The sequence below is a fragment of the Nonomuraea jabiensis genome (assembly GCF_014204795.1).
GTDB lineage: Bacteria > Actinomycetota > Actinomycetes > Streptosporangiales > Streptosporangiaceae > Nonomuraea > Nonomuraea jabiensis.
In genome coordinates this window covers 11,960,688-11,983,529 of record NZ_JACHMB010000001.1, presented here as the reverse complement: position 1 = coordinate 11,983,529, position 22,842 = coordinate 11,960,688, and the positions used below count along the sequence as shown (strand labels likewise).

13 protein-coding genes are annotated in these 22,842 nt (G+C 70.6%); 6 read left to right on the top strand and 7 right to left on the bottom strand.

All coding sequences use genetic code 11. The annotated features are described in order from the left end of the window. Positions 1 to 127 precede the first annotated feature (127 nt). Positions 128 to 1,159 (top strand): TerC/Alx family metal homeostasis membrane protein, encoded by a 1,032-nt coding sequence (locus HD596_RS54715; RefSeq protein ID WP_185077301.1) that lies wholly within the window; start codon positions 128 to 130, stop codon positions 1,157 to 1,159. Positions 1,160 to 1,219: 60 nt separating this feature from the next. Here HD596_RS54715 and HD596_RS54710 read toward each other — a convergent pair whose 3' ends face one another. Further along, positions 1,220 to 1,780 (bottom strand): TetR/AcrR family transcriptional regulator, encoded by a 561-nt coding sequence (locus tag HD596_RS54710; RefSeq protein WP_185077300.1) that lies wholly within the window; start codon positions 1,778 to 1,780, stop codon positions 1,220 to 1,222. A gap of 77 nt (positions 1,781 to 1,857) precedes the next feature. Here HD596_RS54710 and HD596_RS54705 point away from each other — a divergent pair, with 77 nt between their 5' ends. Continuing rightward, positions 1,858 to 2,766 (top strand): NAD(P)H-binding protein, encoded by a 909-nt coding sequence (locus HD596_RS54705; RefSeq protein WP_185077299.1) that lies wholly within the window; start codon positions 1,858 to 1,860, stop codon positions 2,764 to 2,766. Between the two features lie 26 nt (positions 2,767 to 2,792). Here the strand turns inward: HD596_RS54705 and HD596_RS54700 are convergent, their stop codons facing one another. The 6 genes from HD596_RS54700 to HD596_RS54675 form a co-directional block, all read right to left on the bottom strand. Beyond that, positions 2,793 to 3,803, bottom strand: coding sequence for a C-terminal binding protein (locus tag HD596_RS54700; RefSeq protein ID WP_185077298.1), 1,011 nt, complete (start codon positions 3,801 to 3,803; stop codon positions 2,793 to 2,795). After that, a complete protein-coding gene (locus HD596_RS54695) occupies positions 3,790 to 5,559 on the bottom strand; it encodes an IlvD/Edd family dehydratase (protein ID WP_185077297.1) in 1,770 nt (589 codons plus the stop codon). The genes HD596_RS54700 and HD596_RS54695 overlap by 14 nt, the downstream gene beginning before the upstream one ends. Further along, positions 5,559 to 6,929 (bottom strand): glucose-6-phosphate dehydrogenase, encoded by a 1,371-nt coding sequence (locus HD596_RS54690; protein WP_185077296.1) that lies wholly within the window; start codon positions 6,927 to 6,929, stop codon positions 5,559 to 5,561. Before HD596_RS54690 ends, HD596_RS54695 begins: the two co-directional genes overlap by 1 nt. Then, a complete protein-coding gene (locus tag HD596_RS54685) occupies positions 6,926 to 8,755 on the bottom strand; it encodes a glycoside hydrolase family 15 protein (RefSeq protein WP_185077294.1) in 1,830 nt (609 codons plus the stop codon). Before HD596_RS54685 ends, HD596_RS54690 begins: the two co-directional genes overlap by 4 nt. Before the next feature lie 102 nt (positions 8,756 to 8,857). Beyond that, complete coding sequence (locus HD596_RS54680; RefSeq protein ID WP_246555479.1) at positions 8,858 to 9,934, bottom strand: NAD(P)-dependent alcohol dehydrogenase; 1,077 nt, start codon at positions 9,932 to 9,934, stop codon at positions 8,858 to 8,860. 201 nt (positions 9,935 to 10,135) lie between these two features. After that, on the bottom strand, positions 10,136 to 12,520 hold the full coding sequence (locus tag HD596_RS54675) for a phosphoketolase family protein (protein ID WP_246558430.1): 2,385 nt from the start codon (positions 12,518 to 12,520) through the stop codon (positions 10,136 to 10,138). 299 nt (positions 12,521 to 12,819) lie between these two features. Between HD596_RS54675 and HD596_RS54670 the strand changes: the two genes are divergently transcribed. From HD596_RS54670 to HD596_RS54655, 4 genes are all read left to right on the top strand, one after another. Beyond that, positions 12,820 to 14,610: an AMP-dependent synthetase/ligase gene (locus HD596_RS54670; RefSeq protein ID WP_185077292.1), complete on the top strand. Its 1,791-nt coding sequence runs from the start codon at positions 12,820 to 12,822 to the stop codon at positions 14,608 to 14,610. Between the two features lie 65 nt (positions 14,611 to 14,675). Continuing rightward, the gene (locus HD596_RS54665) at positions 14,676 to 15,779 is read left to right on the top strand and encodes an acyltransferase family protein (protein WP_313047118.1); all 1,104 of its coding nucleotides are present in this window, start codon (positions 14,676 to 14,678) and stop codon (positions 15,777 to 15,779) included. 365 nt (positions 15,780 to 16,144) lie between these two features. Continuing rightward, complete coding sequence (locus tag HD596_RS54660) at positions 16,145 to 20,395, top strand: HAMP domain-containing protein (protein WP_185077290.1); 4,251 nt, start codon at positions 16,145 to 16,147, stop codon at positions 20,393 to 20,395. Positions 20,396 to 20,436: 41 nt separating this feature from the next. Further along, positions 20,437 to 22,824, top strand: coding sequence for a PP2C family protein-serine/threonine phosphatase (locus HD596_RS54655; protein WP_185077289.1), 2,388 nt, complete (start codon positions 20,437 to 20,439; stop codon positions 22,822 to 22,824). Positions 22,825 to 22,842: the final 18 nt, after the last annotated feature.

Below are 22,842 nucleotides of genomic sequence, written 5' to 3'. Positions count from 1 at the left end.
GCTGCGAGGGGAGTACTTCCCAAGTGCCGATCCGGTCAGTACGGACGTACCATGCGTCCCCGGACGGCCGCCCGCTACCCCCGGGTGAAGGAGACCTCGAACGGCTGAGCACGTTCGAGGAGGTTTCATGTCCCTGGGGACATTTCTGGCTGCGCCCGATCAGGGCAGCATCGCGTCCGTCACCCTGTGGGCGGTCACTGTGGCCGCCCTGGTCCTGCTGCTGGTGATCGACATCCTGCTGACCCGGCGCCCGCACGAGGTCCACATGCGCGAGGCCCTGGCTTGGTCCGCGTTCTACCTGGTGCTGCCGCTGGGCTTCGGCGCGTACCTGTGGGGTGCCTTCGGCACCGGCGTGGCGGTGGAGTTCTTCACCGGGTACGTGGTCGAGAAGTCGTTGTCGGTCGACAACCTGTTCGTGTTCATGCTGCTGCTGACTGCCTTCGCCGTGCCGAACGAGCTGACCCAGCGGGTGCTGCTGTACGGCATTGTCGGAGCGCTCGTGCTGCGCGTGATCTTCATCGCGCTGGGCGCGGCGGCGCTGCAGAGCGGCACGTGGGCGTTCCTGCTGTTCGGGGCGGTCCTGATCGTCACCGCGGTCAAGGTGCTCAAGGAGGCGCTGAAGGGGGAGGACCAGCACGTCGACATCTCCTCCATGCGCAGCGTGCGGCTGCTGCGCCGGTTCGTCCCGGTCACTCCCGACTACCGTGGCTTCCGCCTGATGGTGCGCGAGCACGGCCGCCTGGCGATCACCCCGCTGGCCCTGGCCACCGTGGCGGTGTTCGCCACCGACATCGTCTTCGCCGTCGACTCGGTGCCCGCCGTCTACGGGGTGACCGAGGACCCGTTCCTCGTCTTCGCCACCAACGCCTTCGCGCTGCTGGGCCTGCGGGCGCTGTACTTCGTGCTGCGGGACGCGCTGGCCAAGCTGCGGCACCTCAACCACGGCCTGTCCGTCATCCTGGCCTTCATCGGCGTCAAGCTGGTCCTGCACTGGGCGCACGGCATCTGGACGTGGGTGCCCGAGATCCCCACCCTCGCCTCGCTCGGCGTCATCGTCGGGGTCCTGGTCACCGTCACGCTCACCAGCCTGTACGCCAATCGGCGCGGCGAGGACGCCGAGCGCCCCAAGGTGCTCCAGCACGACCAGGTCGACCCGTGAGACCGGGCGGGGCCACCCGAGCCCGGTAGTCAGGGGGAGGGGGCCACCCGAGCCCGGTAGTCAGGGGGAGGCGGCGAGGCCGTCCAGGGTGACGGTGATGTGGCGGTCGGCGGCGGCGGGCGACACCTGCTCGTGGAGCCAGGCGGCGGCGGAGGTGAGGGCGGTCACGTCCGCGCCGCTCGCGTCGGCGCGCAGGGCGCCCGATTCGCGGCCCCGAGCGACGAGCCGCTCCCCGATCTCGGCCATGCGCACGCAGGAGGCGTGCAGCTCCGACGCCTCGTCGTCCAGGCCGCCGGCGATCAGTGCGGCCAGGCCGCGGTAGGTGGCGGCGTGCGCCGTGGCCGCGCGGACCCAGGCGGCGAGCGCGTCCGGCGCCGGGCCGGCCAGGAGCCGGTCACCGAGCTCGAACAGGGCCGCGTTGCGGTCCCTGAGCAGCGCGCCGATCAGGGCGCGGCGGCTGGGGAAGTGGCCGTAGAGCGTGCCGATGGCCACCCCGGCACGCCGGGCGATGCCCTCCAGGCTGGACTCCACGCCCTGCTCCCTGAAGGCGGCGTCGGCCTCGGCGAGCAGGCGTTCGTAGTTGCGGCGGGCGTCGGCGCGGGGCCGTCGGGTCGTGGGCATGCGGGCTTCCCTGGTAATTCGAGGCTGCCTCGATATAGTCTTAGTCGAGGTTACCTCAGCTTAGCGGAAGGCTTGTCATGATCTTGGTTACCGGAGCCACCGGATCCATCGGCACGCACCTCGTGCGGCTTCTCCAGGAAAGGGGGGTGGCGTTCAAGGCGCTCGTCCGTGACGAGGGCAAGGGGCGGGCCCTCGGCTGTGACGTCGTGACCGGGGACTTCGACGACCCCGGCTCGCTGGCTCCCGCCATGGCGGGCGTCGACCGGCTCTTCCTCAACGCGGGCGGCGCCCAGCCGGTGGACGGCGAGCAGCCGATGGTCCGCCAGCAGAAGGCGGCCATCGACGCGGCGCGGGCCGCCGGGGTGTCGAGGGTGGTGAAGGTGTCGGTCTGGGGCGCCCACCGGGGCGGCCGACTGGCCGAGGGAGCGCACTGGGAGATCGAGGAGTACCTCAAGGCGTCGGGGCTCGGCTGGTCGATGCTGCGGCCCAGCGGATTCATGCAGAACTTCATCACCGGGACGGCGCCCTTCACCGCCGAGGGCAAGCTCCTCGACGGTTACGGGGGCGCGCCGGTGTTGTACATCGACTGCCATGACATCGCCGCCTGCGCCGCCGCCCTGCTCACCGGATCGGGGCTCACCGGATCGGGCGGCCTCGGCGAGACGTACGAGCTCACGGGTCCCCGGGCGCTCACCCACGCCGAGATCGCGCGGGAGCTCTCGGCCGTGCTGGGCCGGACCGTCGAGCCTGCCGAGCTGTCCCCGGACGAGCTGGCCGCCTGGGCGCGCGATCAGGGGCTGCCCGCACGGTTCGCCGAGGACCTGGCCGAGCTCTCCCGGAAGGTGGCGAGCGGCTCGCTGGCCACCACGACGACCGCGGTCAGGGACCTGACGGGTCGTGAACCCAGGACGTTCGGGGACTTCCTGGCGGCCAACGCGGAGGCGCTCCGGGCCGGCCTGACTTCAGTGGCAGGCGGAGCCGCCTGACGCGATCGACGAGCTGGCTTCCTGGCTCAGGGACGGGAACCGGTCGGCACCTCGTTGACCGGGTAACGGGCCGGTCGTCCGGTCAGGACCCGTACGGCCTCTTCTGCGGCGATGCGCCGCACGGTTGTGATGGCCTGCTCGGAGTAGTAGGCGGCGTGGGGAGTGACGATCACGTCAGGCAGCGTGAACAGGGGGTTTCGGGGGCGCCAGTCGCGCTGTTTCGCGGGTTCCTCCTCGAGGTCGTCCAGTGCTGCGCCGGCGATCCATCCCTCGGTGAGTGCCTGGTAGATCGCCGTATCTTCCACGATCGGGCCGCGACCGGTGTTGATGAGGAGGGCGGTCGGCTTCATCCTGCGGAGCGTCGTACGGTCGAAGGTGTGGTGTGTCTCGGGGGTGAGTGGTGCCTGGATCACGAGGTAGTCGGAGCCTTCCACGAGTTGGTCGAAGGACACCGGCCGCACCTGGCGTGATCGGATCTCGGAGTCGTCGAGGAACGGGTCGTGCGCCCAGACCTCGACGCCGAACGCTCTGGCGCGTTCGGCGATGAGCTGTGCGATGGCGCCGAAGGACAGCAGCCCGAACACCCGTCCCCGCAGCCGCCAGATCGGCTCCCCGCTCTGCCACTGCCATACGCCCTGCCGGGTCGCCCGGTCGTATGCGCAGATCTTGCGGGCGGCGGCCAGCCAGAGCGCGACGGCGTGGTCGGCGACCTCCTCGGCGCACCACTCGTTCGGCGCGTTCGTGACCTGGATGCCCCGCCGGGTCGCGGCGTCGACGTCGACGATGTCCACGCCCGTGCCGTAGCGAGCGATCACCCGGCAACGGGTGAACGCGTCGATGGCGCGGGAACCGACCCGAACGTACTGGGTCAGCACGCCATCGACGTCCCGGCCCTTTTCGATCACCTCGTCCTCGCTCTTGCACTGCGCGGCGAGCAGCTCGAACCCGGCGCCCTCGACGATCGCGCGTTCGATGTCCACATCGCCGAAGTCGTAGTCGGCGATCATGATGGTGCCTCTGGCGTCAGTGCGAGTCACGGGGAATCCCCTTGGTGTGTACGAGGTCCTGGTAGGACAGGGCGAGCTCCAAGCAGCCTCCGCTGTCCAGTTGCCCGACCGTGGAGCGGTAGATCTCCTGCCACGGTGTCTGGTTGTCGAATACCGGCGGTGTGTGCTGGGCCCACCGCGCGGCGATCTCCTCATCCGGCAGCAGGACGTCGACGCGCGCGTTGTCCAGGTCGATACGGATGAGGTCGCCGGTGCGCAGGATGGCGAGATTGCCGCCGGCCGCGGCCTCGGGGCTGGCGTTGAGGATGGACGGTGCGTCCGAGGTGCCGCTCTGGCGGCCGTCACCGAGCGTGGGCAACGTAGTGACGCCCCGCCGGAGCAGCGCGGTGGGGGTCTCCATGTTCACGACCTCGGCCGATCCCGGATAGCCGATCGGCCCGGTGTAGCGGATGACGAGGATGCAGTTCTCGTCTATGCCCAGTTCGGGATCTTGGATGCGGGCGTGGTAGTCCTCGGGCCCGTCGAAGACGATGGCGCGATAGTCGGACACCGCGCGCAGGTCGTCGGTGAGGACCGAGGTCTTCATGACCGCGGAGGCGAACAGGTTGCCCGTCATGACGAGAAGTCCGCCGCGCGCGGCGAAAGGCTCGTCGAAGGGACGGATGACCGTCGGGTCGCCGGGCGGGGCATCGGCCAGGTTCTCGGCCACGGTACGGCCGGAGACGGTCAGGGCGTCGCCGTGCAGCCGCCCTGCAGCCAGCAGCGACCGCATGACGGCGGGCACTCCGCCGGCGCGGTAGAAGTCCTCACCGAGGAACTCACCGGCGGGGGCGACGTTCGTCAGCACCGGGATGTCGGCTCCGACGCGTTGCCAGTCCTGGATGGTCAGCGGCACCCCGACGTGCCGCGCGATGGCGTTGATGTGGATGGGCACGTTGGTGGAGGCGGCGATGGCCGAGGCGACCACGATCGCGTTCTCGAAGGCCGACAAGGTCATGATCTTGCGCGGGGTGAGGTCCTCGCGTACGAGATCCACTGCGCGACGGCCTGTGTCGTAGGCCATCTGCGCTCGCCGGCGGTAGGGGGCCGGGATCGCCGCGCAGCCCGGCAGGGACATCCCCAGGGCCTCGGCCAGGCTGTTCATCGACAGCGCGGTGCCCATCGTGTTGCAGTGACCGATGCTGGGCGCGGAAGCGGCCACGCGCGCCATGAATTCGTCGTAGTCGATCTCCCCGGTGGCGAGCAGCCGCTTGGACTGCCAGATCACCAGACCTGAGCCCGACGCGGCCATCCGCTGGCCCTGGTGATAGCCGTTGAGCATCGGCCCTCCGGACAGGACGATCGCCGGGATGTTCACCGTGGCCGCCGCGGCCAGGCACGCGGGCGTGGTCTTGTCACAGCCTGTCGTCAGAACGACTCCGTCGAGGGGATATCCGTAGAGCACCTCGACCAGCCCGAGGTAGGCGAGGTTGCGATCCAGCGCCGCAGTCGGGCGCTTACCGGTCTCCTGCAGCGGATGGACGGGAAACTCGAGCGGTATGCCGCCGCCGTCGCGGACCCCGTCCCTGACCCGGCCGGCCAGGTCGAGGTGGTGGCGGTTGCAGGGAACGAGGTCGCTACCCGTCTGGGCGATGCCGATGATCGGCCGGCCGGACTGGAGCTCGGCCGGGGTCAGCCCGAAGTTGAGATAGCGTTCGAGATACAGCGCCGTCATCTCCGGATTGCCCGCGTTGTCCCACCAGGCCTGGCTGCGCAGGCCGCCCGTGGCGCGCTCCGTCGACGGCATCAGCTGCCCCCCACCGAGGCAGGCCCGTCCGATCCGGCCGGGTATTCGGCAAGCGGCACCAGGTCCCTGGACCAGGCCGACATGACCGGTGCGAGGACCCGCCAGGCCTCTTCGGCCTCGTCGCCGCGGATGGACAGGGCGGCGTTGCCGTGCAGCACGTCCAGCAGCAGCCGGCCGTAGGCAGGCAGCTCGGGGGGCGGCGGCTGCGCGGCGAGGGTGAGCGGGGTGAGGTCGTGGGCGCCGGCGCCGATGCCGGTCAGCGCCAGGGTCATGCTCTCCGGCTCCAGCCCGAAGCGCAGCACGTTGGGCGTGGCTTCCTCGTTGAAGCCGAAGGGCAGGTGCGGTACGGGCCGGAAGCGTACTGCGACCTCTTTGCGGTCATGGCCGAGCGCCTTGCCGCTGCGGAGCCGGAAGGTCGTGCCGGACCAGCGCCAGCTTTCGAGTTCCAGCTCCACCTCGGCGAAGGTCTCGGTGCGGCGTCGCGGGTCCACGCCGTCCTCCTCGGCATAGGCGGGGACGTCGCGTTCGCCGACGCGGCCGGCCAGGTAGCGTGCGCGGCGGGTGCGGTGTACGACGTCGTCGTCGGTGAGCGGGCGCACCGAGCGCAGCACGTCGATCTTCCGGTCGCGCAGGTCGCGCTCGCCGAGGCTCAGTGGCGGTTCCATGGCCACCAGGCACAGCACCTGGAGCAGGTGGTTCTGCACCATGTCCTTGAGCGCCCCGACGCCGTCGTAGTATCCCGCCCTGCCCTCCAGGGCGAGGGTCTCGTCCCAGACGATCTCCACCTCGGAGATGTGCGCGCTGTTCCAGATGGGCTCCAGGACGCGGTTGGCCAGCCGGCTGCCGAGCACGTTCTGGACGGTTGTCATGGCCAGGAAGTGGTCGACGCGGAACACCGCCTGCTCGGGCACGACCCCCGTCAGCAGCCGGTTCAGCTCCACCGCGCTGTCGAGGTCTTCGCCGAACGGCTTCTCCAGCACGATCCGGCTGCCCGGCGGCAGGTTCGCGGAGTCCAGGGCGGCGACCGTGCCGGGGAAGATCGCCGGCGGCAGGGCGAGGTAGACGGCGACCGGTCCGTCACCGGCGACGAGCGAGGCGATGTCAGCGGCGTCGGTGGCGTCCGCCTGCCGGTAGCGGGCGGAGTCGGCGATCGCCTTCCTGATCTCGCCGGGCTCTGTCGGGGCGTGCTGGTCGAGCTGGGCGGAGGCCCAGCGGCGGAACTCCTCGCCGGTCCAGTCCTGCCGGTCGGCGCACGTGAGTTCGAACCGGTCGGCGAGGTGCCCGGCCGCGCGCAGGGCGGCCAGAGCCGGCAGCAGATAGCGGGCGTTGAGGTCGCCGGTGGCGCCGAGGATGATGAGCCGGTCGGTCATGCCGTGGTACCTGCTTTCGCTCGTGCCAGGTTGACGCCGCTGGCGATGATCCCGATGTGGCTGAACGCCTGCGGGAAGTTGCCCATGAATGCTCCCGTGGACGGGTCGATCTGCTCGGGCATCAGCCCGACCGGGTTGGCGCGGGCGCACAGCGACGCATACAGGTCCTCGGCCCGGTCCTGGTGGCCCTGCAGGATCAGGTTGTCGACCAGCCAGAAGCTGCACAGCAGGAAAGCGCCCTCGTCTCCGGGCAGCCCGTCGGGCGACTGCTGGTGCAGGTAGCGGTAGAGCAGGCCGTCACCGGCCGACAGGCGTTCGGCGATGGCCGCGGTGGTGGCCGTCATGCGTGGGTGGCCGGCCGGGACGACCTTGCGCAGCGGCAGCGCCAGCAGGCTGGCATCCAGGCCGCCGCCGCCGTCGAGGTGCTCGCTCAGGCACTGCTTGTCCTCGTTCCAGGCCTGGTCCAGGATGAGTTGGCGGAGCTTTTCGGCGGTGGCGCGCCAGGTGGCGATCGGCCCGGACAGGCCGAGCCGCTCGCCGATGGCAGCGGCCCGGTCCAAGGCCACCTGGCACATGCCGGCCGAGTAGGTGAAGACCCGGCCTGCGCTGCGGACCTCCCAGATGCCCTGATCCGGCTGCCGCCACGTGTGCGCGGCGGCCTCGGCCAGCTCCGCCAGACCGGACCACAGCGCGGGCTGGAGCTCCCGGCCGGGGAGCAGCCACTGGTCGGCGCAGTCCAGCACCTCGCCGTAGACGTCGTGCTGGCGCTGGTCGGCGGCGCCGTTGCCCCACCGCACCGGCGCCGAGCGCCGGTAACCCTCCAGGCCGGCGTCGTGGATCTCTTCCGGTACGGTGCGGCCGCCGAGGGTGTACATGATGCGCGGATGGCCGCTCTGCTCGAAGGCGTCCAGGACCCAGCCGAGGAAGGCGTCGGCCTCCTCCTCGAAGCCGACGCGGCGCAGCGCGAACACGGCGTAGGAGGCGTCGCGGATCCAGGTGTAGCGGTAGTCCCAGTTGCGCACCCCGCCGATTGGCGCGGGCAATGAGGAGGTGGGCGCCGCGACCAGCGAGCCGTTGCCCCAGTCGTCGCACAGCTTCAGCGTGATCACCGAGCGCCGGACCAGCGCTTCCTGCGGTCCGCGGTAGCTGCACTTGCGCATCCAGCGCCGCCAGGCCTCGGCGGTCTGCCGCAGCATCGCCTCCGGGTCGAACCGGTGATGGCGGTGGATGCGGCCCCAGGACAGCACCAGATCGAGGCGGTCGCCCTCCTGAAGGTCGTGCGCGGTGCGCAGGCCGGTCAGCGGACGGTTGGAACGCAGATGCAGCCGCAGGTCGGGCCGCCAGGAGACGCGCACCTCCAGACCGCCGTAAAGGGCCCGCGCCTGCCCGCCGCCGCGCGGCTCCAACTCCGCCCGCAGCCGCACGGTCCCGGCCTGGACGACCGCGGACCGCACCAGCTCGCCCCGTCCGCCGCCCGCGTCGTCGCTGAGGTCGGCGCCGGCACGCAGAACCAGCGCGTCGCTGATCCGGACCAGGCCGGTCGAGCTGCGCAGTTCGGTCACCAGCACCGCGGTGTCCGGCTCGTAGAACTGCCGGGCCTCGCGCAGGTCGTCCACGGTCAACGTGAAGTGGCCGCCGCGCTCATGGTCCAGCAGGCCGCACAGCAGCGGGTCGCTGTCGAAGTGGGGCAGGCACAGCCACGGGATCGAACCGTCGACGCCGACCAGCGCCGCCGTCGTGCCGTCGCCGATGAGGCCCAGGTCCTCCAGCGCCAGATAGCCCTCCCGGCGGCGCACCGGGCGAAAGGGTGGATCGAGGTCGAGCATGCCTGGCCTTCTCCTCCGTGCCGACGTGCACCGTCGGAGAGGGGGGTGCTCCTGGCAGGCGGACGTCGCCGCTGTCCGTTACTGGATGATGATCAGCTTCCGTCACGAGAAGGTGATCAGCACTTTCACCATGTCGTCGAGCTTCTTGTCCGCGACCTCGAAGGCGCGCTCCATCTCGTCGAAGCGGAACGTGTGGGTGGTCATGTGCGTGGGATCGAGCCGCTTGCTCTCCAGAACGCGCAGCAGCCGCTCCATGCGCAGCCTGCCGCCCGGGCACAGGCCGGTCGTGATCGTCTTGTCGGCCATCCCGACGCCCCACTCGATCCGGGGAATGCGCACGAACTCGCCCTCTCCGTAATAGCCGGTGTTGGACACCGTCCCGCCCGGTTTAGTGATCTTTATGGCGGTCTGGAAGGTGACGTCCGCGCCGAGGGCCTCGATGGCGGTGTCCACGCCGTGCCCCTGGGTCAGCTCGAGGATGCGCTCGACGACGTCCTCGGTGGTGAAGTCGACGATCTCGTCGGCGCCGTAGTCGCGGGCGAGCTTCTGCCTACTGGGCACCGATTCGACCCCGATGACCAGGCCGGCGCCGCGCAGTTTGGCGCCCGCGGTGGCCATGAGGCCCACCGGGCCCTGGGCGAGCACGGCCACCGTCCCGCCGAGGGGGATGTTGCCGTTCTCCGCGCCCATGAACCCGGTCGAGAGCATGTCGGCGCAGTAGACGGCCATCTCGTCGGGGACGCCGTCGGGGATCTTCGCCAGGTTGGCGTCGGCCTCGTTCACGTGGAAATACTCGGCGAAGACCCCGTCCTTGGAATTGGCGAACTTGAACCCGCCGAGGGGCCCGCCGGATTGTGACGGATGACCGTTCTGAGAGGCGAGATCGCCCCAGTCAGGGGTGATCGCGCCGACCAGAACACGATCGCCGGGGCGGAAGTTCCGTACCTCGTCTCCGACCTCGTGCACCACACCGACCCCCTCGTGGCCGAGCGTCAGGTTCTCCCGGGGCCCGATGCCGCCCTTGACCGTGTGGGAATCCGACGTGCAGATCAGGGCACTGGTCGTCCGTACGATGGCGTCCGACGGGCCTGGCCGCGGCACGGGCTTGTCCATGAAGCCGACGCGTCCGATCTCCTTCATCACGAACGCCTTCATCGTCCCTTCGACACGCTCTGCCATGATCACCCCCCGAACGCCGCCGGCGTCGCCCCCAGCACCCCGGCGACACGGCTGATGTCTGGCCTTCCCCTGACACGGGTGGGGAAGCGAGGCTCCAGCAAGGACCATCGCTTATGTGGGCAAAGGATCCATGGCGGACGCGCCGAGCAACGATCGCCGTGAAGCCGCATAACGCGATTCCGCGAGGCCGGCCCACCGTGCTCAGCCCCGCTCTGCCCAGTCGCCCAGCGACCAGTCCCGCACCTCCGGCATGTCCTGCAGGTGCTCGACCACGTACCGCTCGTGGCGGAGGAGCTGCTGCTCGCACCATGCCTTCAGCTCGCTCGCCCCGGCCGGGGTCCGCCGCGCGGCGTTCAGCGCGTCGATCACCAGGTGGTACCGAGATGCCCGGTTGCGTACCACCATGTCGAACGGGGTCGTGGTCGTGCCCTCCTCGACGAACCCGCGCACATGGAACCTGTCCGGGCCCGGCCGGCCGTGCACCAGCTGGTGGATCGCGCCCGGGTAGCCGTGAAAGGCGAACAGCACGTCGACGCGGTCGGTGAACAGCTCCCGGAACAGGAGGTCGTCCATGCCGTTCGGGTGGACCGCGCGTGATGGCAACGTCATCAGGTTGACCACGTTGACCACTCTGGTGGCGAAGTGCGGCAGGCGCTCGCGCAGGATGTTCGCCGCCGCGACGGTCTCCATGGTGACCACGTCCCCGGCGCACGCGAGCACGATGTCGGGGTCCGACCGCCCGTCCTCGGTGCCTGCCCACGGCCACACCCCGGCACCCCGGGCGCAGTGGGCCACCGCCTCGTCCATGGGCAGCCACTGCAGCTGCGGCTGCTTGTCGATGACGACGAGGTTCACGCGCGACCGCGACCGCATGCAGTGGTCGGCCACCGACAGCAGCGTGTTCGCGTCCGGCGGCAGGTAGACCCGGCTGATCGTGCCGCGGTGGGTGATCACGTTCTGGATCAGTCCGGGCCCCTGGTGGCTGAACCCGTTGTGGTCCTGGCGCCAGGCGGTCGAGGTCAGCAGGATGTTCAGGCTCGGCACCGGCACCCGCCACGCCAGATCGTGCGCCTCCTGCAGCCACTTCGCATGCTGCACGGTCTGCGAGACCGACACCATGGCGAACGCCTCGTAGGTGGCGAACCAGCCGTGCCGGCCGGTCAGCGTGTACCCCTCGAGCCAGCCGTGGCAGGCATGCTCCGAGAGCACCTCCATCACCCGGCCGTCCCGCGATATCGCGACATCCTCCTCGGTCACGCGCTCCGCGAACGCCCGGTCGGACACCTCGAACACCGCCCCGAGCCGGTTGCTGTTGGTCTCGTCGGGACAGAAGAGCCGGAACCGGTCCGGGTTGCGTTCGTAGGTGTCGCGCATGAGCTCGCCGAGCTTGCGGGTCGACTCGAGCCGGTCCCGGCCCGGCGCCTCCACCGGCACCGCGTAGTCGCGGAAGTCGGGCAGGTCCAGGTCGACGGTGAGCAGGCCCCCGTTGGCGTGCGGGTTGCCGCTCATCCGCAGCTCTCCCTCGGGGTTGATCGACAACGCCAGCGCCTCGGGCGCGCCGTGGTCGTCGAAGAGATCCTCGGGCCGGTAGGAGCGCATCCAGTCCTCAAGGATCCGCAGGTGCTCCTTGTCGCCCTTAATTCCGGCCAGCGGCACCTGGTGAGAGCGCCACGTGCCCGACACCTGCACTCCATCCACCACGTCCGGTCCGGTCCAGCCCTTCGGCGTCCGCAGCACGATCATCGGCCACCGGGGCCGGGTGCCGTCCCAGTCGCCGCCGCGGGCCTCCGCCTGGATCGCCTTGATCGACGTCCACGCCCGCGTCAGCGCGTCGGCGAACCGGTGGTGCATGCCGGGCAGGTCGTCACCCTCAACCTCGATCACGTCATACCCGTGCCCGGTCAGCAAGGACCGGACCTCGTCCCGGTCCTTGCGGGCCAGCAGGGTCGGCCCGGCGATCTTCGCGCCGTTCACATGGAGAACCGGCAGAACCGCGCCGTCGCGGACAGGGTTCAGGAAGGAGATCCCGTTCCACGACCCCTCCAGCGGACCCGTCTCCGCCTCCCCGTCACCGACCACCGCCAGTGCGATGAGATCCGGGTTGTCCATCACCGCTCCGAAGGCGTGCAGCAGCACGTAGCCGAGCTCGCCGCCCTCGTGGATCGAGCCCGGGGTCGGCACCGACGCGTGGCTGGGTATTCCACCGGGTGCGGAGAACTGACGGAACAGCCGCAGCAGCCCCTCCTCGTCCATGGTGATGTGCGGGTAGATCTCGGTGTAGGTGCCCTCCAGGTAGCCGGCCCCGACCAGCGTCGGGCCGCCGTGCCCGGGACCGGCCAGGTAGATCATCTGCTGCCCGGTGTGCCGGATCAGCCGGGACGCGTGCGCGTACACCAGCGCCAGGCCAGGGCTGGTGCCCCAGTGCCCCAGGAGCCGCGGCTTGATGTGCTCGCCGGCCAGCGGCTCGCGCAGCAGCGGGTTGGCCATCAGGTAGATCTGGCCGACGGTCAGGTAGTTGTTGGCGCGCCACCACGCGTCGACAGCGGCGACGTCAGCGTCGGTGGGATGGGCGAGCCGGTTCACCAGGTCCGCGGTGACGGCCCGGCGCTCGGTTTTGGTGGTTGCCACGAGAGTCTCCATCCAGCAGGATGTCGGCGCTCACGTTGTTCCCAGGGGTTCTGATCAGGCGATTCCCCAGGTCCTGGGCATGCTGTCATTCTACTTGTCGCTCGTCCTCCCGGTGGGGACGTGTCAGGTGTGTGCCTGGTGACCTGGGGAATCAGGCTAATTGGCGGCTTCTCGCCGCCGTACATGCGGCGCCCGGTGCCGCAGCCCGCCGACGCCGCCTGGTTGGCCCTTTCCGCTTCCGCACAGGGAGATGGACGATGCGTGTCTATGCGGTCCCGGCCCCGATAACGGTTGCCCCCGATGCCCAGCTCGCCGACGTGGTGTTCGCCGACGACCGGGTGAACGGTGACATGGTCCTGTTCCAGCGCCGGTCGGCCGGCAGCTGGCGTCCGGTGACGGCCAGGCAGTTCGCGGCCGACGTCCGCGGCCTGGCGGCCGGCTTCCTCGCCGCCGGGATCCGGCCCGGCGATCGGGTCGCGCTGCTGGCCGCCACCAGCTACGAGTGGACGCTGGTGGACTATGCCCTGTGGACGGTGGCGGCGCTGCCGGTCCCGATCTACGAGACCTCCTCGGCCGAGCAGGTCCGCTGGGTGCTGGAGGACGCCGGCCCGGTCGCGGCGGTGGTCGAGAGCGAGACGCATCGCCGCCTGGTCGAGAGCGTGGCCGAGGGCCTGCCCGGGCCGCTGCGGGTGTGGCAGATCGACGGCGGCGGGCTGGACCGTCTCCGCGAGGGCGGGCTGGACGTGGACGACGCTCAGCTGCGCGAGCGCCGCCGGGCGGTGTCGGCCGACGACCTGGCGACGATCATCTACACCTCCGGCACCACCGGCCGCCCGAAGGGCTGCATGCTGAGTCACGGCAACCTGCTGTACGAGGCTCGCATCGCGATCGACAGCCTGGAGCGGATCTTCGGCCAGGGCGCCTCGACCCTGCTGTTCCTCCCGCTGGCGCACGTATTCGCGCGGGTGATCCAGGTGGCCTGCGTGGAGCGGGGTATCTGCCTGGCGCACAGCGCCGACCAGGCCAGGCTGACCGAGGACCTGGCCGCCCTGCGACCGTCGTTCCTGCTGGCGGTGCCCAGGGTCTTCGAGCGGGTCTACAACGGTGCTCAGCAGCGGGCCCAGGCCGAGGGCAAGGGGAGGATCTTCGACTGGGCCGACCGGACCGCCGTGGCCTACAGCCAGGCGCTGGACGATGGGCGGCCAGGCCGGCTCTTGCGCCTGGCACACCGCCTGTCCGACCGGCTGGTGTACCGGCGGCTGCGGGCCGCGCTCGGCGGCCGGGTCCGGTACGCCATCTCCGGCGGAGCGCCGCTGGGCGTACGGCTGGGCCACTTCCTCCGAGGAATCGGCATCACCGTGCTGGAAGGCTACGGGATGACCGAGACCACTGCCGCCGCGACCGTGAACCTGCCCCACGCGCTGAAGATCGGCACGGTGGGGCCGCCCCTCCCCGGTGTCGAGATCCGCATCGCCGACGACGGCGAGATCCTGATCAAGGGCCCGATCCTGTTCCAGGGCTACTGGCGCAACGAGCAGACGACCAGGGAGAGCCAGACCGCCGACGGCTGGCTGCGCACCGGCGACCTCGGCGCCCTGGACGAGGACGGGTTCCTGACGATCTCGGGCCGCAAGAAGGAGATCATCGTCACCGCCGGAGGCAAGAACCTCGCCCCGGAGGCGCTCGAGGACCGCCTGCGCACCCACCCGCTCATCAGCCAGGCGGTGGTCGTCGGCGACCGGCGGCCGTACACCGCCGCGCTGATCACCCTGGACGCCGAGGCGCTGTCGTCATGGAAGCGGGCCGCCGGCAGGCCCGAGCAGGCCGGCCCGGCCGAGCTTCGCGACGATCCGGACCTGCTGGCCAGGCTGCAGACGGCCGTGGACGAGGCCAACACGGCGGTGAGCCGGGCCGAGTCGATCCGCAGGTTCCGGATCCTTCCGGTCGACCTGACCGAAGAGAACGGATATCTGACCCCGACCCTGAAGGTCAAGCGTGCCTTGGTCCACAAGGACTTCGCGGCCGACATCGAGGAGCTGTACCGCTGAGCACCAGACGCCAGGACCGGCAGACCCGCCGCGTCGCGGGCGCGGGGTCGACACTGGACCGGCTGGTGGCGGCCACGCCGGCGTCCCGCGACCGGGTGGTCGACGCCGCCCGCGCGCTGTGCATCCTGGTCGTCACCCTCTGGCACTGGACGTTGTCGGTCACCCACCGCAGCGCCGACGGCAGCCTGGCCATGCCCAACCCGATCCATGCCGTGCCCGGTGGCCGGCTGGCCACCTGGGTGCTGCAGATCATGCCGGTGTTCTTTCTGGTCGGTGGGTACGCCAACCTGGTCGGCTGGCAGCGGGCTCAGGCGCGCGGGACGACCGCCGGCCAGTTCGTCCGAGGCCGGCTGCGCCGGCTGCTCTGGCCGACTGCCGTCTGGGCCCTGCTCTGGCTCGCCGGCGAGCTGATCGCGGCGGCCCTACCCGGCCCGCACCGATGGATGTGGGAGTGGTTCCCCGGCTATCTGACGCCGCTGTGGTTCCTGGGTGTGTACGGCCTGCTGATCGCCGCAGTGCCGATCACCGCGAGCCTGAACGCCCGCTACGGAGCCAGGGTCCTGGTAGCGCTCGTGCTGCTGATCGCCCTCGGCAGCGTGGCGCACCGCGGTGCCGGCCTGGCCTGGGTGGTCTGGGTGACCGCCGCCCTGGTGTGGCTGTTCTGCCACCAACTCGGCTACGCCTGGCGCACCTGGGAGCTGGGGTGGCGCCCGCTGGCGCAGCGTCTGGCGGTTGTCGGGGCCGGGCTGGCCGGGCTGGTCGGGCTGACAGCAGGAGCGGGTTACCCCCTCTCGATGGTGTCCACCGCCGGCGCCGAATCCAACATCTTCCCGACCAACGCCACCATCGCTGCCCTGGCCGTCTTTCAACTCGGGCTGCTGGCCCTGGTCACGCCGGCCGCCGAGCGCCTGCTACGCCGACCGTCCGCCTGGAAGCCGGTGGTGGCCCTCAACGTGGTCGCGTTGACCATCTTTCTCTGGCACATGACCGCGTACCTGGTGGTGCTGTGGGCCTATGAAGGGCTGGGTGGCACCCTGCTTGCTGAGCCAACCGTCGGCTGGTGGGCTCAGCGCTGGCTGTGGCTCCTGGCCCCATCGGCCGTGCTGGCCGTGCTGGCCGCCCTGTTCGCCCGAGTCGAGCTGGCCGCCCGCCGGCCCCGGAGAGGGTGATCTACCTGGCGGCGCTCTGTCGGTGGCGGAGGCGAACGCGGCGGCTCCGCCGCCCGCGAGGCGAGCTCGCCGGGGACCCCGGCGTGGCCGTCGAGATCGCCCAGGCGCTGATCGAGCTCGGTCTCCGCACGCAGCCCGTTCCGTGAGCACGGCCTGCGGGCGGCAGCGGCCGGCCGGCGACCCACCTTCGTGGCACGACCTGGGATCACAAGCCACCCCCAAATCCAGTAATCTCACTTGCAAGATCCTGGCAACAACGCTCCACTCTTCGGTCATGTAAGCGTCGATCGGGGCGTGGTGATCGCCTCGTGAAGAGTTGCAGCATCGCACCGGGCTTGACCGTGAGGCAGAACAGTGAGGTGGACATGAGTGGCTCGACCATCGAGGGGTCACGTTCGGCCGGCGCTCCCGGAGCCGAGGTGGAGGAGCCGGAGCTGCGGCAACTGCTCGCCGGCCTGACGGCGATCAAGGACGGAAACTTCGGGACGAGGCTGCCCGACGACGCCGACGGCCTGTTCGGCGAGATCGCCTCCGTCTTCAACGGCATGGTCGACCAGCTGGCCCTGGTCACCTCCGAGGTGACGCGGGTGGCCCGCGAGGTGGGCACCGACGGGCGGCTGGGTGGCCAGGCCGAGGTCAAGGGCGTCTCGGGCACCTGGCGGGATCTGACGGAGTCCGTCAACGCCATGGCGGGCAACCTGACCGACCAGGTACGCAGCATCGCCCAGGTGACCACCGCCGTGGCCAAGGGTGACCTGACGCAGAAGATCACCGTGGACGCCAGGGGCGAGATCCTGGAGCTGAAGAACACCGTCAACACGATGGTGGACCAGCTGTCGTCGTTCGCCGACGAGGTGACGCGGGTGGCCCGTGAGGTGGGCACCGAGGGCGAGCTCGGCGGTCAGGCCGACGTCAAGGGCGTGGCCGGCACCTGGCGGGATCTGACCGACTCGGTCAACTTCATGGCCGGCAACCTCACCGACCAGGTCCGCAGCATCGCCCAGGTGGCCACGGCGGTGGCGCGCGGCGACCTGTCGCAGAAGATCACCGTGTCGGCGCGGGGCGAGATCCTGGAGCTGAAGAACACCCTCAACACGATGGTGGACCAGCTGTCGTCGTTCGCCGACGAGGTGACGCGGGTGGCCCGCGAGGTCGGCACCGACGGGCGGCTGGGCGGCCAGGCCGACGTCAAGGGCGTCTCGGGCACCTGGAAGGCGCTGACCGAGTCGGTCAACGTGATGGCCGACAACCTCACCGCCCAGGTGCGCAACATCGCCGAGGTGACCACGGCCGTGGCCAAGGGCGACCTGTCGCAGAAGATCCGGGTGGACGCCCGCGGGGAGATCCTGGAGCTGAAGGAGACCATCAACACGATGGTCGACCAGCTGTCGTCGTTCGCCGACGAGGTGACGCGGGTCGCCCGCGAGGTCGGCACCGAGGGCAATCTGGGCGGCCAGGCCACGGTGCGGGGCGTGTCGGGCACCTGGAAGGACCTCACCGACAACGTCAACGTGATGGCCTCCAACCTGACCAGCCAGGTACGCAGCATCGCCCAGGTGGCCACGGCCGTGGCCAAGGGCGACCTGTCGCAGAAGATCACCGTGGAGGCCAAGGGCGAGGTGGCCGCCCTGGCACAGACGATCAACACGATGGTGGACACGCTGAGCGCGTTCGCCGACGAGGTGACGCGGGTGGCCCGCGAGGTGGGCACCGAGGGCCAGCTGGGCGGCCAGGCGCGGGTGCCCAACGTGGCCGGCACGTGGAAGGACCTCACCGACAGCGTCAACTCCATGGCCGACAACCTGACCAACCAGGTGCGCAGCATCGCCCAGGTCACCACGGCGGTGGCGCGCGGCGACCTGACCCGCAAGATCGACGTGGACGCGCGCGGGGAGATCCTGGAGCTGAAGACCACGATCAACACGATGGTGGACCAGCTGTCGTCGTTCGCCGCCGAGGTGACGCGGGTGGCCCGCGAGGTGGGCAGCGAGGGACGGCTCGGCGGTCAGGCCGAGGTGGAGGGCGTGTCGGGCACGTGGAAGCGGTTGACGGAGAACGTCAACGAGCTGGCCGGCAACCTGACCCGGCAGGTGCGCGCCATCGCGGCGGTGACCAGCGCGGTGACCTCGGGCGATCTGACCAGATCGATCACCGTGGACGCCGAGGGCGAGCTGGCGGACCTGAAGGACAACATCAACTCGATGGTGGGGTCGCTGCGCGAGACCACCCGGGCCAACGAGGAGCAGGACTGGCTCAAGTCCAACCTGGCCCGCATGTCGGGGCTCATGCAGGGCCACCGCGACCTGGCCACGGTGGCCGAGCTGGTCATGAACGAGCTCACGCCGCTGGTGTCCGCCCAGTACGGCGCCTTCTTCCTGGCCGACGGCGAGGAGCTGCGGCTGATCAGCGCCTGCGGCTACTCCGCCGAGGCCGATCGTCCCACCCGGTTCAGGCTGGGTGAGGGGCTGGTCGGCCAGGTCGCCAGTACGCGCAAGAGCATCGCCCTCACCGATCTCCCGCCCGGATACGTCAAGATCTCCTCCGGTCTCGGCGAGGCGCCGCCCAGTGCCCTGGTCGTGCTGCCCGTCATCTTCGAGGAGCAGGTGCTCGGCGTCATCGAGCTGGCCTCGGTGCACGCGTTCACCCCGGTCCACCGGTCCTACCTGGAGCAGCTCACCGAGACGATCGGCGTCAATCTCAACACCATCGTGGCCAACGCCCGCACCGACGAGCTGCTGGCCGAGTCCCAGCGCCTGACCGCCGAGTTGCAGGCCCGATCCACCCAGCTCCAGCTCCAGCAGGACGAGCTGCAGCGCTCCAACGCCGAGCTGGAGGAGAAGGCGCGGCTGCTGGCCAGCCAGAACCAGGACATCGAGGCCAAGAACCTGCAGATCGAGCAGGCCCGCCAGGAGCTGGAGGAGCGGGCCCACCAGCTGTCGCTGGCCTCCAAGTACAAGAGCGAGTTCCTGGCCAACATGAGCCACGAGCTGCGCACCCCGCTCAACTCCCTGCTCATCCTGGCCCAGTTGCTGGCCCAGAACCACACGCGCAACCTCAGCCCGAAGCAGGTCGAGTACGCCGAGATCATCCACTCGGCCGGCTCGGACCTGCTGCAGCTCATCAACGACATCCTCGACCTGTCCAAGGTCGAGGCGGGCAAGATGGACGTCAACCCCGAGCGGGTGTCCCTGCGCCGGCTGATCGACTACGTCGAGGCCACCTTCCGGCCGATGACCAGCCAGAAGAGCCTGGACTTCCAGATCGTCGCCGCGCCCGGCATCCCGGTGGAGGTGCTGACCGACGACGCGCGCTTCCGCCAGGTGCTGGCCAACCTGCTGTCGAACGCGGTCAAGTTCACCGAGACCGGCGGCGTCGAGCTGCGCATCGAGCCGGCCGGCCACAGCGAGCTCCCCGCCACCGTGCGCGCCCACGGCGCGGCGCTCGCCTTCCGGGTCATCGACACCGGCATCGGCATCAACGAGCACCAGCTGGAAATGATCTTCGGGGCGTTCCAGCAGGCCGACGGCACCACCAGCCGCAAGTACGGCGGCACCGGGCTGGGCCTGTCGATCAGCCGCGAGATCGCCCACCTGCTCGGTGGCGCGATCACCGCGCAGAGCGCGCCCGGCCAGGGCAGCACCTTCACCCTGTACCTGCCGATCGCCCACCCGGATTTCGAGGAGCACGCCGTCGCCGCGAAGCCCTCCGCCGAGACCCAGGAGCCCGGACAGGACGAGCCCGCGGAAGCCGGCCCGCCGGCGGCGCCGTCTCCGCAGCACCGCCGCCTCCTGGTGATCGAGCAGCGGCCCCGCGGGCTGCTGTCCCTGGTCACCGAGACGGTCGTGACGGAGCTGTCGGGAAGGTGGGACGAGACGATCGAGCTCATCACCACGGCGGGGGTGCAGGAGGCGGCCGCCGCGCTCGCCGACCAGCCCTTCCACTGCATCGTGCTCGACCTCGACCTGCCCGAGGGGGCGGCCTACCAGCTGCTGGAGACCATGGAGAGCGACCCGGCCCTGGCCGGGGTGCCCGTCCTGGCCTACAGCAGCTGGCGCACCACCCAGCAGGAGACGCGCCTGCCCTCGCACTCCCCGGACCGGCCTCTCGAACAGCTGTCCAGCCTGGACGAGCTGCGCGAGCGCATCGCCCTGCACCTCACCGCCAATCAGGCCGGGGACGTGCCGCCGCTGATCCGGCGCGAGCCGGTGCCGGCGCCCGCGGCGGTCGAGAGCGACAGCCCGCTGGCGGGCCGGACGGTCCTGGTGGTCGACGACGACACCCGGAACCTGTTCGCGCTGACCAGCATGCTGGAAAGCCACGGCATGGCGGTCCTGCACGCCGAGAACGGCCGGCTGGGCATCGACACCCTGATCGCCAACCCCGATATCGATATCGTCCTGATGGATGTGATGATGCCGGAGATGGATGGTTATGCCGCCACAAGCGCGATCCGGGCCATGCCGCAGTACGCCGCCCTGCCGATCATCGCGGTCACGGCCAAGGCCATGCCGGGCGACAAGGAGAAGAGCATCGCGGCCGGGGCCAGTGACTACGTCACCAAGCCCGTCGACACCGGACGCCTCATCGAGCAGATCCGACACTGGCTCAACGTCTGACGCTCACGAAGGTCGCAGGTCACCGCAAGGAGCAGGCGAAATTGCAAAGCCATCAGCAGCCGACCGCCGCCCTCTCCCGGGCCGCCCTCTCAGGGGACGGTCGCGCGACGGCCGGCGCCGTCACGAACGTGGGGCGGTTGGCGGCCACCGTCGACCGACTGCGTGAGGAGATCCGGCGTGCCCAGCGCGCCGCCGAGGGGCGTGCCCTGATCGAGGTGGCCAAGGGCATCCTGATCGAGCGGCTGCAGTGCGGCCCCACCGCCGCCGCGCAGCAGCTCGCCACTCTGGCCGAGCAGGCGGATCTGACCCAGCTCGAACTGGCCGCCGACATCATCAACCAGGCGGCCCGCGATCGCATCAGCCAGACCGCGCGTGAATTCCTGGACGCGACGCGTCCGGGACGGGGCCCGCGCGAGGTCACCGATGTGGCCGTCCGGCTGCGCTCGGCCGAGATCGGCGTGCTGACGGCCACCGAGTCCCAGGCCGTGGCCCAGTCGTTGCTGGAGCACGCTCTGGCGCCGCTGGGGGCCACGGGTGTGGCCATCTGGGCCGCGGGATCCGACGCCTCCCTCACGCTGGTGGGCCATGCCGGGTTCAGCGCGACGGAGGCCCGGCGGTGGCACTACGTCCCGCCGAGTGTCGCCACTCCCGCGCAGCGGGCGCTGATCGAGCGGGAATCGGTGTGGACCCGGGCGCTCAGCGAGCTCGGCCTGCCCTCGATCGGGATGCGCGAGGCGCCCGACGGGGGGCGGGTGGCCGTGCCGGCGGGAACGGGCGGGCGCATCCTGGGCGTGCTGGAGATCGGCTGGCCGGCTCCGCTGGAGCCGCAGCCGCCGCAGGTGGTCAAGCAGATCGAGGCCCTGGCCGACCTGTGCGCGCACACCCTCGACCTGCCCGCCGACCCTGGCACCCCGCATGGCCCGGGCGAGCTGGCCGATCTGGCCGACGCGCTGCCGGACGCCGCCCTGGTGTTGACCCCGCATCTGGACGGTGACGGCCATCTCGCCGACTTCCGCATCAGCCACCTCAACCCCCGCTTCGTCGATCCGGCCGGCCGCCCGGCCGGCGCCGTCAGCGGCGCGCTCATGCTGGAGGCGTACCCGCTGGCCGCCGACGAGGGCGGGCTGTTCTCGGTGATCGAACGGGTGCACGCGACCGGCGAGCCGTTCATCGCCGACCAGATGACGATCACGGCGTTGGTGGACCAGGTCCCGCTGGACAACATCGCCACCGTCAGCGTCACCCGGCACGGCGAGCGCGTGCTGCTGATCTGGCGGCTGCAGGACGAGTCGGCGCGCCTGGCCAGCCTGCTGCAGCACGCCCAGCGCCTGGGCCGCATCGGCGCGTTCGAGGAGAACATGCTCACCCGGGAGATCACCTGGAGCAGGCAGCTCTACACCCTTCACGGGCTGGAACCGAGCCAGCCGCCCATCCCGCTGGAGCGGCTCGCCGACTCCGCCCACCCCGACGACGCCGATGCCATCGGCCGATTCCTGCGCAAGCTCCTGCACCACCGCCTGCCGGACTCCACCACGTTCCGGCTGCAGCGGCCGGACGGCATCGCCCGGCACATCCGCGTGGTCGCCGACCCTGTCCTCGCCCCCGACGGAAAGCTGCTGGCCATCAGGGGCGCGTTCCAGGACATCTCCTCCCAGCACTGGACGGAGGTGGCGCTCGCCGCCACCCGCGACCAGCTTGCCCACAGCGAGCAGCAGGCCGCCGAGCGCAACCGGCTGGCCCTGCAACTGCAGCGGGCCATCATGCCGCCCACCCGGGGGCCGATGGAGGCCTTCGACCTCAACATCGCCGTCCGCTACCGGCCGGCCGAGCACGAGCACCTGGTCGGCGGCGACTGGTACGACGCCGCGATCCTGCCGTCGAAGCAGATCCTGCTGTCGGTGGGCGACGTCGCCGGCCACGGGATCGAGGCGGCCACCGGCATGGTCGTCCTGCGCAACGCGCTGCGCGGCCTGGCGGCCACCGGCGCAAGCCCCAGCCAGATGCTGGGCTGGCTCAACCTGGTCGCCCACCACCTCACCGAGAACGTCACGGCCACCGCCATCTGCGCGCTCTACGACCCGGAGACCCGCGTCCTGCGCTGGGCCAGGGCCGGGCACCTGCCCCCCATCCTCATCAGGCGCGACGAGGCGGCGGAGCTGGACCTGATCGGCGGGATCCTGCTCGGCGCCGTGTCCGACGCCGACTACGCCGAGGGGCGGGTCCAGCTCGAGCAGGACGACATCATCCTCATGTACACCGACGGGCTGATCGAGCGGCGTGACCGCGACCTGCACCACTCGCAGGAGCAACTCCTGCGGACGGCGACGTGGCACACGTCCACGCTGGAGCACCGCCTCGACCACCTGCTCACCCACAGCAACTCCGACACCGACGACGACACCTGCCTGGTCGGCATCCAGCTGCGCTGATCGGCCGCCGCCGCCACC